Source organism: Idiomarina piscisalsi (assembly GCF_003987095.1).
Lineage (GTDB): Bacteria > Pseudomonadota > Gammaproteobacteria > Enterobacterales > Alteromonadaceae > Idiomarina > Idiomarina piscisalsi.
This window is the reverse complement of the sequence record NZ_PIQA01000004.1, coordinates 229,333-243,572: the sequence shown is the minus strand read 5'-3', so window position 1 is coordinate 243,572 and position 14,240 is coordinate 229,333. Positions and strand designations below refer to the sequence as shown.

At 43.9% G+C, this 14,240-nt stretch carries 14 protein-coding genes; 8 read left to right on the top strand and 6 right to left on the bottom strand.

Features of this window, described 5'->3' with window-relative positions; genetic code table 11:
• Window positions 1-2: 2 nt before the first annotated feature.
• Window positions 3-719 (bottom strand): ATP-binding protein, encoded by a 717-nt coding sequence (locus CWI73_RS07660; protein ID WP_241968868.1) that lies wholly within the window; start codon window positions 717-719, stop codon window positions 3-5.
• Window positions 720-1,015: 296 nt separating this feature from the next.
• On the opposite strand from CWI73_RS07660, the gene CWI73_RS07655 reads away from it, so the two are divergent.
• The 6 genes from CWI73_RS07655 to CWI73_RS07630 all read left to right on the top strand — a co-directional run bounded on the left by CWI73_RS07655 (window position 1,016) and on the right by CWI73_RS07630 (window position 8,015).
• A complete protein-coding gene (locus CWI73_RS07655) occupies window positions 1,016-1,819 on the top strand; it encodes a hypothetical protein (RefSeq protein ID WP_126752234.1) in 804 nt (267 codons plus the stop codon).
• Between the two features lie 251 nt (window positions 1,820-2,070).
• The gene (locus CWI73_RS07650; RefSeq protein WP_126752233.1) at window positions 2,071-2,739 is read left to right on the top strand and encodes a TnsA endonuclease N-terminal domain-containing protein; all 669 of its coding nucleotides are present in this window, start codon (window positions 2,071-2,073) and stop codon (window positions 2,737-2,739) included.
• Window positions 2,726-4,654: a Mu transposase C-terminal domain-containing protein gene (locus CWI73_RS07645; protein ID WP_126752232.1), complete on the top strand. Its 1,929-nt coding sequence runs from the start codon at window positions 2,726-2,728 to the stop codon at window positions 4,652-4,654. The genes CWI73_RS07650 and CWI73_RS07645 overlap by 14 nt, the downstream gene beginning before the upstream one ends.
• 7 nt (window positions 4,655-4,661) lie before the next feature.
• A complete protein-coding gene (locus CWI73_RS07640) occupies window positions 4,662-5,555 on the top strand; it encodes a TniB family NTP-binding protein (protein WP_126752231.1) in 894 nt (297 codons plus the stop codon).
• Window positions 5,510-6,625, top strand: coding sequence for a TniQ family protein (locus CWI73_RS12665; protein WP_126752230.1), 1,116 nt, complete (start codon window positions 5,510-5,512; stop codon window positions 6,623-6,625). Before CWI73_RS07640 ends, CWI73_RS12665 begins: the two co-directional genes overlap by 46 nt.
• Window positions 6,626-7,070: 445 nt before the next feature.
• A complete protein-coding gene (locus CWI73_RS07630) occupies window positions 7,071-8,015 on the top strand; it encodes a hypothetical protein (protein ID WP_126752229.1) in 945 nt (314 codons plus the stop codon).
• Here the strand turns inward: CWI73_RS07630 and CWI73_RS07625 are convergent.
• The 4 genes from CWI73_RS07625 to CWI73_RS12550 form a co-directional block, all read right to left on the bottom strand.
• A complete protein-coding gene (locus CWI73_RS07625; protein ID WP_198675165.1) occupies window positions 8,012-9,604 on the bottom strand; it encodes a hypothetical protein in 1,593 nt (530 codons plus the stop codon). The genes CWI73_RS07630 and CWI73_RS07625 overlap by 4 nt on opposite strands.
• A 210-nt stretch (window positions 9,605-9,814) precedes the next feature.
• Entirely contained in the window at window positions 9,815-9,997 is a 183-nt protein-coding gene (csrA, locus tag CWI73_RS07620; RefSeq protein ID WP_126752227.1) for a carbon storage regulator CsrA, read from the bottom strand.
• Window positions 9,998-10,190: 193 nt separating this feature from the next.
• Window positions 10,191-10,529, bottom strand: a complete 339-nt coding sequence (locus CWI73_RS07615) for a YegP family protein (RefSeq protein WP_126752226.1) — start codon at window positions 10,527-10,529, stop codon at window positions 10,191-10,193.
• Window position 10,530: 1 nt separating this feature from the next.
• Window positions 10,531-10,701, bottom strand: a complete 171-nt coding sequence (locus CWI73_RS12550) for a hypothetical protein (protein WP_198675164.1) — start codon at window positions 10,699-10,701, stop codon at window positions 10,531-10,533.
• A gap of 252 nt (window positions 10,702-10,953) precedes the next feature.
• Here CWI73_RS12550 and CWI73_RS07610 point away from each other — a divergent pair, with 252 nt between their 5' ends.
• Window positions 10,954-11,829 (top strand): WYL domain-containing protein, encoded by an 876-nt coding sequence (locus CWI73_RS07610; RefSeq protein ID WP_126752225.1) that lies wholly within the window; start codon window positions 10,954-10,956, stop codon window positions 11,827-11,829.
• A gap of 71 nt (window positions 11,830-11,900) precedes the next feature.
• Here the strand turns inward: CWI73_RS07610 and CWI73_RS07605 are convergent, their stop codons facing one another.
• Window positions 11,901-12,716, bottom strand: coding sequence for a WYL domain-containing protein (locus CWI73_RS07605; RefSeq protein ID WP_126752224.1), 816 nt, complete (start codon window positions 12,714-12,716; stop codon window positions 11,901-11,903).
• Between the two features lie 308 nt (window positions 12,717-13,024).
• On the opposite strand from CWI73_RS07605, the gene CWI73_RS07600 reads away from it, so the two are divergent.
• Window positions 13,025-14,230 carry a hypothetical protein gene (locus tag CWI73_RS07600; protein ID WP_126752223.1) on the top strand — a complete coding sequence of 402 codons (1,206 nt, stop codon included), beginning with the start codon at window positions 13,025-13,027 and terminating at the stop codon, window positions 14,228-14,230.
• Window positions 14,231-14,240 lie beyond the last annotated feature (10 nt).

The window sequence follows — 14,240 nt, the reverse complement described above, 5'->3', positions numbered from 1 at the left end:
AGCTAAAAACTCTGCACCTGGTCTATGAGTCGGTCGAGGGCTCGGTAGTTGAGGGCTTCGGCTAAGTGCTGCTGTTCTATGGTGTCGCTCTCAGCTAAGTCGGCGATGGTTCGGGCGAGACGAAGAGTTCGGTGATAGGCTCGGTGGGAAAGTTTCATCTTCTCAGCCGCTTTTGCTAAAAACGCTTCGCTTTGTTCGGACAAAAGGCATATCTGCTTCAGCGCTTTTGGTTTTAATTCACTGTTTAAACAACCCTGTCGCTTTAATTGGCACTGTCGGGCTTTCTCGACTAAGCTTTTTGCCTGAGCTGTCGTCATTTGACGACACCGTTTTACTCCGCCATTCAAACGCATGGATTCAGTTTCTCTCGGAACCATCACCTGAATGTCGATACGATCCAACAATGGACCCGACAGCTTATTCAGGTATTTGAGAATTTGGTCGGGTGTAGAGCGGCAATTAGCTAACGAGCCGTCGAACTGACCACAGGGGGAAGGGTTCAATGCGCAAACAAGTTGGAAGTTTGCGGGGAATTTAACGTTATGACCCGCACGACTAATCGTAATTTCACCGCTTTCCAATGGTTCGCGCAGACAATCCAATACGTGCCGGCTAAACTCGGGTAATTCGTCAAGGAAAAGCAGCGACCGATTCGCTAATGAAATTTCTCCGGGGCGAACAGAATTACCGGTACCTGTCAGTTCGCAAATAAAATTCAACTATCAGTGAGCAGAATCAACTACTTAAGACTATAAATCGCAAAATAAAGCAACCCTACTTTCGCAGAATAAGCGCTACTACACCTAAATATTCGCACAATAAAGGCTACTGAAAGATAACTTTTGATTCCCTCAGGTGAAATCTGCGCTTTTGTCACTCAACTTTTTACATTAGCGTTGTTATCGTAGCCCATTAAAGTCAGTCGTCTAAATCCGATTAAGGGAGAAAGTCGAGTGATTTTTATTAGCTACTCAATAATCTATATTATGTGGTTAGATCAATTAATAGGAAGGTTATGGAATACAGCAAAACGGAGTTTTCACAGTTCTGTGCGCCATTATGGTTGTCTAAACCGTTCATGCAAGATGGTCATGATGCAAACAAAGCTAATGCCACAGTAACTTTCATTAAATATAAAGGTAAGGGTTATGTAGTTACCTGTGCCCACGTATATTATCAACAACAGATAGGGTCAGATGATTTTCGGGAGTTGATATTGTTTGGTAACTCTTCGCTAATTGTTAGCTTCCTAGACTTCGGAGCAGGTCGTCCTGCAAGTGCCTTTCGTCCATTGATCGATGATTCTCCTAAAGCAAACGGTCCCGACATTGCTATCGCACCAACAAACTTCGTAATCCAACAATATATGAAAGATAATGATAAAGAATGGTTGGACTTAGACTCGTGGGAAGAGCCAGATTGGTCGATTAACTCCCCAAAAATCGCGGTTGGTTATGCAACTGAGCACAAAAGCACTGATGGAAAGTATGTATTATCTGGTTTTGTGCAGGCAGTGGCGGAATCACCTAGCGGCGTTGAGTCAACCAGGGATAAGTTTATGCTATTTTCCCAGCTTGAAGAAGAGCACGAAGTTTTCTTTAGTGGTATGAGTGGCGGGCCCGTCTTCTATCAATATGAAGATGATAGAGAAGCTGTTCCAATTGGTATTATCTATGAAGGCTCGCCAGGGAGTTCCTTAGAGTGGGAGAAGCGCGGCCACGAAAGTTTCTTGACTGGTAGCCACATAAAAATTGATGCGCAATTACTCACGCCAAACACATTTAAAGAGTGGCTGTCCTTAGCAGGACTCAATACATAAATAGCTAAGCACTTAAACCTGATAGCTGGACTTCCTATTCAGAAACTTACTTCATAGTAATTTTGATTTGCTAGCATTAACACTAGAGCTTTCTGATGAAGTGAATTCCTGAAGGTAAAGTTATACGCTTATCTGGGGTTTTGTCTTTATCTTAGTCAGCCACTTACAAATCATTTTAAAATCTGCAGCATTGGCAACCACCTGAAGTCCTGCTATGTTAAGTTCATATTCGCACAATAGCCACTACTGTCATGGATTTCAAAACGCCGGTTCGCAAAATCAAGCCTACACGCAGAAGCGTATCTGGCTACTTTTCCTTTCGAGGTAAAGAGCCAACGCCCTACGAATCTACTCTTGAGCGCGACTTCGTTATGCGGATGGATTATGATCGCTCTGTTGAGCAAGTAATCTCGCAGCCTGCTCGCTTATTTTATATCGATGCCAATGGCATAGAGCGCCGGTATACGCCAGATTATCTGGTTTACTTCACTAACCCTGTGCGCAACCCGTTACTGGTAGAAGTTAAAGAGAAACAAGAGCTGGAAAGCGACTTCCACAAGCTGCGTTATAAGTTCTCTGCAGCATTTGCGTTTGCAAAACAAAACGGATGGACTTTTAAAATCTATGATGAACGACGCATCCGGGACTCGATACTGGAAAACCTTCAGATGCTTAGGAACTTTGCCAGCCGAAAAGTCAGTAGTGACATAGCAAACGAAGTTAAAAGCACACTGCAGAGCATGCCTCTTCCAATTCCTGTACGACGCTTTACCCAGAGGTTTAATTCAGTGCAAAAAACGCCTGGCATTCGAGAAAACGATATTTGGCGATTGGCGCTTGACCATAAACTAGAGCTAAACTTATCTGAGCCGCTATCTGAGGAAACCGAAATCGTCGGAGTTAACCATGGCAACATCTAACGGACATCAGTTAAAACGACGCCGGTTTAAAGTGACGCCCGGTACCTCGGTTATCATGGGTGGCGAAGAGTACCTAGTAAAAGAGATACTCAACGAAAAAGAATGTATCGTCAAAAATGTGGCCTCCAACACAGCCGACATCGTTGCAATTAGTAAACTCATAGAGCATGCCACTACCGTTAGGTCTGATTTGATGCCCGCCGAGCCTGATTTAGATGACATTTCAGAGGCTGACTACCAAACAGCGAAAAAGCGACTCGAAGCCATTAAGCCTCTACTTGAACTTGACCACCCCAAAAAAAGCGATGTCCGTTTACGTGCGGCTGAGGTTGATTACCACTACACGACACTCTACAACTGGCTCAGGGCTTATCAATCAACCCAGGCTCTCACAAGTCTCATTCCGAAGCGTAGAGGATGGAGTTATAACCGGAAGCGACTGGATAGCGATGTTAACGCGATAATTGACCACTATATCGAGAACCTTTACCTGACGATAAAGCAGCCAAGTCCTAAAAAGGTGTACTCAGAAATCAAAAGAGCCTGTTTGAAAGCTGACCTTACACCACCGCATCAAGCCACTATTTACCGACGAATTGAGAGAATTCCAGAGGAAAAGCGTTTGCGCGGTAGAGGACGAGTAGAAGCGGCAAACAACCGCTTTTCGGTAAAAGCCGGGAAGTTCCCCGGTGCAGACACCATCCTGAATGTGATTCAAATCGATCACACCCCTTTAGATATTATTATTGTTGATGAAGAAACTCGGCAAAGTATCAAAAGAGTCTGGTTTACAGTCGCAATTGACGTGTTTTCCCGAGTCATCACCGGGATATACCTATCCCTGGATGCGCCTAGCCTAACATCCGTCGCTATGTGCATATCTCATTCAATACTGCCCAAGGATAAGTGGTTAAAGCACATCGGTGTCGAGGGAGAGTGGAATGTCTGGGGCTTTCCGAAAAAGATCCACACAGATAACGGCGCTGACTTTCGCTCCATTAACCTATCAGAAGCATGTGCAAGCAACGGGATTGATATTGAGTTCAGACCTGTCAAGAAGCCTAATTATGGAGGTCATGTAGAGCGTTATCTAGGAGCTTTCTCTAAAAAAATAGCGGAGTTGGATGGTAAAACTTTCAATAGCACTGGTAAGAGGGAAAGTTATGACCCGGAAAAGAACGCTACCATGACTATTGATGAAATAGAAAGGTGGCTCGTTCACGCAATAATTGAGTATCACCATACACCTCACAGCTCACTAGGCATCGCTCCTATAACGAAGTGGCGGATGGGTATAGAAGGAGCGCCCGGCATTATGGCGACCGGACTACCGGAGATACCTGATGACCCGTTAACACTAGAGCTTGATTTTCTCCCTCGAACAATGAGGAGCATCTCTGGGGAAGGAGTAGTCTGGGATAGAATACATTACTATTCGGATGGAATCCGGCACCTTATTGGCGAGAGAGACAAGCACGGTAAAAACCGAAAATACATTGTTCGACGCGACCCTAGGGATATAACTAAAGTATGGGTCTACGACCCATTTCAGAAGCTCTACCACGAAGTTCCTTATTCCGATCCGACCCACCCCTATACGAATAAATGGGAACTCGAGAAGGCAAGAAAATATTTAAAGTCTCTTGATGACACGCTCATAAATGAGCAGGCAATTTTTCAGGCTATCGAGAGCATGAGAGAAATAGAAGAAAAATCCAAGGCCACAACTAAAAAAGCGAGGCGCGCCGGCGCGGCCAACACCCGTCGAAAAACACAGTCGTCTCCAGCACAGATATATACAGGCACTAACAATAAGGGGAGTAGCACTTCTAGCCCTCAACGTACCTCTAGTGAGTCAAACGATCCAGCCGATGATATCTGGGGAACGGACATTGAAAGTTTTGAAATAGAGTGAGAGCCAAATGGACGAATTCAAACACGTTGACAAAAAATATCGGCAGGTAGTCCTTTTACCAAACAAAGAGCGTGTTTCTTTTATCAATCAAAAGAGGTGGATAAGCTACCCAATAGCCATCAAAGCGATTCAAGAGCTAAAAAACCTTATGGATCAGCCAAAACAGCAACGAATGCGTTCGGCGCTTCTCATCGGCGAGTCCAATAACGGTAAATCATCAGTTATTGAGAAGTTTTGCGAAGTTTATGGGCAGCCTATTGTTGATGAAGAGGATGAAATACTTAAGAAGCCTGTTTTAGTCACCGAAGTATCAGCCCCGAAAGTCAAAGATATCTACATATCAATATTAGAAGAATTCTGGGCACCTTTTAAGACGACACAAACGGAAAGCGAACTCAGAAAACAAGCCTTTGACTTGATGAGAGTTTGCGAGGTGAAAATGCTCATTTTAGATGAGTTTCACACGTTGTTGGCAGGCACGGCTAAACAACGACAAAATGCCTTAGCTGAATTAAAAATGATTTCTAACAAGATAAAAATCCCTATTGTCGGTGCCGGCACTAAAGATGCTCTCTCGGTTATTCAAAACGATCCCCAGCTACAAAGCCGCTTTTGGGTGATGAAGCTACCGAAATGGGAGCGAAATAAAGACTTTGTTCAACTCTTATCTAGTTTTGAAAAGGCATTACCCCTTAAACAGAAATCCAATCTAACAAGTAAAGAGCTGGGCGAACGTATTCTCGAGATTTCTGATGGAAACCTAGGTAATTTACATGAGCTGCTGAAAGTTTGCGCAATTGAGGCTATACATAATGGTAAGGAGAAAATTGACATAGACATTGTGGAAGCTTTTTCATGGTTCACCCCAACGAAAGGACAGAGAGAAATCAAACTCACTTAAGACCCTGGCCGATACGAACCAAGCCTTTTGAGGATGAGTTATTGTCCTCCTGGTTGATAAGAGCTAGTTTTGATAACTTCACAAAGCCATTGATACTGACATCATATCTTTGGGGTAAATGGAGAGCCTGGACCTTAGATTTAGACCGAGAACTCACAAAACCCCGCCTTCATAGACTCAGCATATACTCCGGAGTCTCTGAGGAACGTATAGAGCAAATGATGCTGCGTTCAACGTTAGAGAAAATTTCTCGCGCCAAACTTATTTCACAAACGCCTTGGCCTTGGGTCGTAGCAAGGGGAACTCGGAATTTAAATACCTACCGTTATCAGCCCTTCTGCCCTGAGTGCTTAAACAATGATTCAGAGCCATATTTCAGGCGTATGTGGAGACTTTCTTTCATTACGATGTGTCCAAAGCACCAATGCCTCCTTGAAGACTGCTGTCCTTATTGTAAACAGTCAGTAGAGCCTCACCGGCTTAAAAAGAAAGAGCTGAGAGTGTGTAAGTACTGCCAAAGAGACATTTCTAGTCATCCTGCTAAAAAAGCCAACGAGGAGTTAGTCAATACAACACATGAGCTCGTTCGGTTAATCAATGAACCCAATAGGGATACTCAAGACAGGTTTCATCAATTGGATTTCTGGATAGCTATGCTTCGAAAGTTATCCTTGGGGCGCACAGAAGCACATAGGGAAGTCTTCTCAGATCTTGTAAATAGGAAAGATCGGGCATTAATAGCATCTTGCTCAGGAGTAAACTTCGACTTTCTGACAGTTGAAACTCGAGCTACTTTCCTTAAGTATTGCAAAGCAATGGATAGCAATTCATTCAGCAAAGAAATCGCCCAACTGGTTCCAAGAGGTTTAAGCCAGTCATTCATGCGCTCCCTTCTAACAGTTACTCCACCCCCCGTCCTAAAAATTCTAGGAGTAGAGCACTCATCAAAGCCCAAAGAGAAAAAGAACAACAAACCTGCGGTGGTTTTCAGTAAAAAGCCTTGCTCCCGGCCCGTTGTTGAGAAGAAATGGGAACTCCTTATCAGGAAGCATAACCTTGGAAACCTCTAAAACAAAAATATGCGATCAGTGTGGTCGTTTTGTTGACCAGTTCACTCGGCGTTATAAAGAACAAACCTACTGCGCCAATTGCTATCTGCGATGTTTCCCACTTACAACCTGCAGCAATTGCAATCAGCAAAAAAGAATCCACCAGGATGACAAAAAGCGCTTATGTTGTGACTGTTACCCCAGAGTAACGCCTTGTGTTCGATGCAAACGTACCGGTCGGAAAATAAGTAAGATACTCGCGAGCGGACCATTCTGCAGCAGTTGCTACCGCTATATAAAAGAGCTCAAGACGTGTTCAGTTTGTGGAAAACAAGATGTCGTTTCCAGGGGGCTCTCCGTAGGCGTGAATTCACCCATTTGTGATGGGTGCCGTCATAAGCTACGCCCTAAATGCCCGCAGTGCGGTATTCGCAGAAAGCTTTATACACTCGATAACGGAGCGCTCATGTGCTATCGATGTCGAGATAACATAAAATATTACTGTACCGGATGTGACGAAGAATTAACCGGAAAAGAGAAAACTATATGCCAGCTTTGCAGCGCAAAGCGCCTTAATAAGATCAGAAAGCAGCAAAATGCTTTAGGATTCGACACGCTAAATGGCAAGAATCTGTTTATCGAATTTGTAAATTGGCTAGAGAAAACTCGAAACTCTTTCGATGCCGCCCATAAACAAAACCGCTACATCCCATTTTTTGAAAAGATTGAATCGTTCCCTAAAGACTGGTACCTGACGCTCGATTTACTTAAGCAAATCGATGGTGGCTATTTAAGGCGGTCTTCAATGCCTCGACAATTTCTGGAGAGTAAAGGAGTTATATTTGACGAGAAGTTACTCGTCACAGCCATGGATTTACGAACTATTGATATGAATACTTTGATCTTTGAAAAAGCAAAGTCATCTGCCCTCCAAAAAGCGATTCTCGAATATAGCAGCCTGAGAAAACATCAGCTTGAAAAAGGGGATATTAAAACACGAACGCTACGTTTTGAAACCTCAGCGATGAAGAGTCTCCTAGACCATAACCGGTGGGCGAAAAGTCCTCAGAACGCATTAGAAAACCTCTTAAAAGAATCGCCAGGGCAGCGTGCATCGATATTTAAGTTTGTCAGCTTCACTCGAGAAAACACTAGCCTCGGTATTTCCATGCCTGGCGCAAACGCCGAAAATGGCGTTGTTGCCTCTCTTAAACGTTATTCAAAAAATCCAAGCTCAAAAGCTTTCCGTCTATACACTTTCTTCGCACTGGATTACTTTCACGACTTTTACCTTCCCAGAAATGCACATATTCACATAAAGGAAGTTGGAGACGGTCTGGAAGTGACGTTTAAAAGCCAGACGTACTGGGTACCATCTCCAACTCGTATTTTAAAAGAAAGAAGCGACTAACTTTCAATAGCAGCTTCCAATTTTCCACTAATCTGACTTGCAATAGCCACTTCATTGCCTCTATGCGTGATCAAAGAAACATTACTGCCAGCGATACCCGCTGCTCTTTTCCAGACCCCCTTAGCATCAACAATACCAACGAGTATTTGAGGTAACGCATTTAGAAAATCACTTCGAGATGAAAAGCGAAAAATAGCAGTTCGAAACTTGTCACTATTAAACCTTTCAATACACACGAAAAAGAAGTTTATACCTTTGAAAGTGATATGAAACACGCCAAATCGTCTCTTAGGTAAACCTTTATATGTCTGTCGGTTTAATCTGCGGTGCTCTTTTTTGAATAGCCAATCATTGTCGTGCTCAGGCTCTATTAGAGCCAGCTGTCCTGATGTAAATACACCGCTATCAATCCCACTTAGTGATGCGGGCTTAGACACTTGTTGTGACTTTTCGGTAATCAGTTTATTAAGCGCTGACCAAAGCAAGTTCAGCGTATTCGGCGATTCCTTTTTGGGCTCATCGTCTCCATTGGTGAGGTTCAGCTTGCCGATATTAGGATCACTGCCTCCTTGATTGCTCGGTGAAACCTTGCCTTGTGGAGTCGGCACTATTTTGACTTGCGTATTCTTTGTCTTATTTTCTTTAGGTACCGCTTTTTGAAGACCCGTCTCGCCCCAGTGCTCAATGTCACCCAATCGAAGGTCTTCACCCATAGAGCTCGATGATGGCCTAGACTTAGAGGTACCAATGAGCTTTTTACTCGCAGTCTTAGCGCATTTCTTGCGTTCATTCTCGGAACTGTTTCCGTTTTCGTCAGCAATGTTGCTGTTTTCACGAATGATAAAGAAGTCGGGGCATTGCGGCAGTTTGTACCTATGAATTTTTAGGACCAGGAACCGCTTTCCTTTTTCTAACCAAATACCGGATACAAGCCATTTGTGTGATCCGGAAAACCACGGACGAACACTCAGGTAAGTTGCTCTGGCGCGATTGGAGTCCAGTTGCGCGGATATGTAGTTAACAGTTCTTTGTGTATATCGTTGTGATTTTAAAGCCCATATAAAGTAACGGTCATCGTCATAGACTTCTTTTGAAAGGCCTAGCCTGTATTCATCGTGTTGAGGGGGATTACTGAAGTCAGCGGTATCAAATTTTTTGAATTCAAGTTTCTCCAGCGCTGCATTTGTATAATTGTTAAGGACGGTCTGCTGAAGAAATTGGGAGGCGCCATAAGTATTATCAAAGATAGTTAACGAGTTGGCTAAAAGCTCAACGCCACACTCGGTTCTTACAGTAAAAAACTTTGTGTTTTTGAAGCTACTTGGGATTTGGTATTTCCTCGGAGGTAATATATAACGCTTGTTTTGGCCTTCTTCGGAATTATCGCTTTCGTCTACCCGCTCCCAGGCACTGACGAAATTACCGTCATCTTTTGGATCGATAGAGAATTCAAATATGGCTTCTATTAAGTCAGCACGCTCGCTATGGTACTCACCGTTTTTCCAAATACTGCCTTTTTCTAAGATCCTCGTGTAGCTTTTCGCTACCTGAACAAGCGTAAACTCACCGCTTTCAGTGTCTTCCAACAAAACATCTACCAATGGCTCATCAGAAGCAGACTCATTCCAGATTAATGCTCCGTATTCTTTTACAAGCCATTCTCGGTCGTCACTCGGGAGCCCTTCAATTTGTATACTGTCAGCCACAGTCGCACCTTCCACTATATAAAACTAAATGAAAGGCTTGGTTGTCTCGGTCGTAAGTATTTAGGTGGTCAGCCAGTAACTACTTAACTGTAATCACTTTTTTTCTGAGCCAGACTCAGACTTAATGCGTAAGAAAATCTCTTCACGGTGAACGTCAACATCTTTCGGCGCGTCAACACCCAAGCGTATCTGATTCCCTTTAATACCGAGAACGGTAACGCTGATATCGTCGCCTATTTTTAACGTTTCACCATTTCGGCGAGTGAGAATTAACATATCGACTGTCCCTGTTGAAAAATTAAAGCTTAACGAAAGCCTTAAAAAATAGAAAGGCAGTTGCAGAGCTTTAAGTGAGAGCCTACAAAACAAGAAGCTATTATCTCACAACAGAGGTTCGTCACCACATTAAGAAAATAAGACAACCAAGCCAGTTTGATAAAAGGGCTGGAGTAAACCAACCCTCCGGTTATTACTCTCCAGTTAAATCGTGGGTCGAAGCGTCCGGCCCATTCGCTTTAACCGAAGCAATTCCCGTTTCTCTGGCTTCTCTAGTGGTATACATCTGGCTCACACCGATAACTTCCCAGTTACCGCCCTTAAGGACGAAGTAATACTGGTCATTAGTAGAGATTTTTCTCTCGTACTGCTCATCCAGTGGGCTGTTAACTTTTACTGAGCTTATTCCGTTTTTAGCCCCTTGCTTCGAAACATACCCCTCACTGCGAAGGATTTGCTCACCATTTTCGGCTATAAGACGAAAGTAAAACTGCTTATCAGTGCCTTTAAATAATTCATACCGTGCTGCCATGTTACTTCTCCTTTCTCACGCCTTTGAAAGGAGTTTTGTCAGACTTCATATCCATGAAGCGACCCGTAACTGCATCACGCTTAACCCAATGACCACTTTGGGTTTCTGTTTGAGAACGTTGGCGCACTGCGCCGCGACGTTGGTTGTCACCAACAGGGGGATTGGTAGCCATAGTAGGCCTCCTCAATTAGTTCAAAATATAAAAAGATTTGACACTAACCGGGAGTTGATAGAAACTTATGTCGTCGAACAGTAGTTCCATTAACTCCGGTTAATGAACTCAGAAAAGAAGCTGCTCTAAAAAAAGAGTGGCTTTTTTTCTATACCTACGATAATACTAGTCAATCTGAGTACGTCAAGCATTTTGATCTGTTTTTTAGATCTTTTTTGATCGTGCTGATCGAACAACTAGATTGAGGCAGCCATGATTAGCGAACTTTCAGGTTATCAGAAAGAATTATTAGCTCACATTGAGTTTATAGGTCGATTCTATGGAGTCGTATCTCGAGCTGATCTGGTCAAAAGGTTCGATATAAGTGAGGCAAGTGCTACCCGCACCTTTCAACTGTACAATTCAATAGCACCTGATAATTTGATTTACAGACCGAATATCAGACGTTATGAGTGGCAAGACAATGCATCGCCTGTTATCGAAGTATCTATCAATAAATGCCTGAGCACACTAACAGATGGTTTCGGCGACAGCTTTGCACACGCAACAGATAAACCATTTGCGGTTAAAAACAGTTTATTTCATGTAAACCTAGATATCTTAGCCGGCATTACTCGAGCTATAAAACGAAAGTACCCAATAGTCATTAACTATCTATCCAAGTCATCCCCACAAGGCGCTAAAAGACAAATTGTACCTCACTCGATAGCTGATAGCGGACTGCGTTGGCACGTAAGAGGGTTCGATCGCAAGCGCAATGAGTTTCGTGACTTCGTAATTAACCGAATTAGTGCATTGGAGCCTTGCAAGACTGATGGAGTTTTACCTCATGAAGAGCAAGCAGCTGACAAAGCATGGAGCACTATAATCGAGCTTGAGCTTCAGCCTCACCCCAGGTTAGCTAATATAGCTCCAATGATTGAGTTCGAGTACCAAATGATGTCTGGGGTTCTGAAGAAACAAGTAAAAGAGGCTTTAGCCGGATATTTACTGGATAGCTGGAATATTGATGCTTCACCAGATGCATCACTCTCTGGAGAGCATATAATGCTGCACCTAAAAAACAGCCAGCAACTACAGTTTTCAAGCAAGCGTTTGGCACCCGGCATATACGACGATAGTGTTTAGCTGACATTCCCTCAATGGTTCAGTTAAAGCATACCTTCTAAAGTGAATAACAAACTATTACAACTGTAGATTCAGCATCTAGCCAACTGACGTATCTCAGGGTTCAGCAAAATAATTTGCTGAACTGTGGCTGGACGGTCACTCTCTTGTTCAAACAAGTTGAATTGGTCAAGCAAATATAGCAACAAGGCCTGCTTGATATGAACCTTTGCCTCACCATCGACCATTGCATAGTCCGCTTCAATGACGGTGCGCTGAGCGTTCGTAAGTTCAGGGTGAGGGCCTATACGGACAATAATCAATGTATTCCATGCGTCATCTTGTTCTTTACCAGGGCCCGCGTCATCAAAAGCGTATGTCTCAATTATTCTTCCCAAAACAAAGTCACGGAACTCTTCGCTATGGTGGCAAAAGGCTCGAACATGGTATCGGGTACCTGTAAAGGCGATACTATGAGGGGAAATTCTACGAACCATACCCTCTGGAGTTGTTAGTGAGCGGTAGCTTATTTTGATTGACCGCCTTTGATGTATGGCCATGGTAAGCGGTTGCAGTACCGCCATACTCACGCTTCGAGACGGAAAAGGAACTTTGGTGATAGAGTGCCCTATTTCTCCAGCCCAGTTGATGTACTCCTCTACACTGGGTTGAATAAACTCAGGCTGAAACTTCTCCGTAGGTACGTAGCGTTTGATGGAGCCGTTAAAGCGTACCGCTTGTCCTACTTTCTCTAAATAAAGCTTTAGGTCGGCAGATGCCTGCTGCGGAGATATCCCAAATCGAACGATAAGATCTGTCCGACCCACACTCCCCGCCCAGTAAAGCTGCCTATCAATCTCCTCCAGGCGGCGCTGGACTTCCCATTTTTTTAATGCTGTTGTAGTCATATTTACTCGATAAAACCTAATTAGTATGCGCTGTTGCGACTGCCTATAGACTCTATTGTGAACAAGTCTATTGCATCAATCAACTAGATAATGCAGAATCTAGTTACTAGACACTAATCAAGAACTGGTCAAGACCTATGGAATGGCCCTTATTACTGGCGTCAACCGCAAGACTAATCGACCTACACGATTCCGATCGTACAGTGGGGGGGAGTATTTATTCGCCAGACGAGCGCAGGCGAGGAGCAGGAACCGGACTTTGGTTGGATGTTGGCACTAGGCTATTGCAATATTTGTATGAACGCGACTTGGAAAGCAATGAGGCATGGGTACCACTAGAGGGAATTATCAGCGAGCTAACTCAATTACATGACGTTACTCGCGAAGACATTATTTTTGTAGCTAATTACCTAGCAACTCCCACTCGACTTATTACGCTCAAGGATGGTGAAAATGATGCTCTACAACGTCAAACATATAAGCGGGAAACGGCTCTTATTGAGTGGCCTAGGAACACAAATCGGCGAGACAGGTGCCGGCTCAGCTCGTCAGGTACAAAGGCGGTTCTTCTATCTCAAGCCGCACAAAACTGGCTTTACGCCGCAGATGATGCGAGCAAGGTAGAAAGAGCTATAGACTATGGTGCGTATGCTGACGTCCCACAATTAGCCGAGGGGCTCATCTCCCAGGTCCGTCGTTTTTCGAAAGAGATCACTCTCCTATTGGAACGTCAACATATGGAGGATTTGTTGAGAGACTTCGCTAAACACCGAGACGACTACATGAGGGTAATTATAGAAGTTCAGAGCTCTGTCGAAGCAGCCAGCGAACAATTCAATACTAAACAAGCGAAGGAGCAATATTCACGCTGGCTGGAAACGGAAGCTGGAAATTCTTTCACTCCTTATACTGTCACTCAGTCGTTTACAGAGATCCTGCAAGCAATTGAACGGCTCAGCCGAAAGTTTCAGAAACTGGTGTCAATGCTAGCGTCATCCAAACGCGAAGTTATTGGGCTTGTGCGTTTTGATTTAGCCGCCGTTGGCCTTGCTTTTCACCCCTGCTCAGAATCTATTACAGAGCTATGTATTGCTGAGTTAGGTCCCTGGAGCACAGATATCGCCGCTCCATCTCACTTGGACTTTTCGGGGATACTTAGCCTTCAGCAGGAAGAAAACTCCAGCACCACTCTCGTTTTTGATGACGAAGCTGTTGATGAGCTTCCCTCCCTTATTGAGCGTTTCCTTTCTGCCTACCGTGAAGAGATTCTTTCCCAGCTAAGCGTTGGTCCAGTATCACTAAGCTCTGCGGTAGAAAAGGGTTGGCTCACTGTTGAGGATTTCGATGCATTACCACAACTTATTGGCGTTTATGCTTCCCCTGAATGGCTAGATGATACAAACAGCGAATTAGCTGTCTCAGTCTCACCAAACGCTTTAAACATTCAGCTCCCAGATGGTAACCGGCTTGAAGGGGATGATCTTATTTTACATTGGCTAAAAAGCCATTCTTAATGGTAATAGA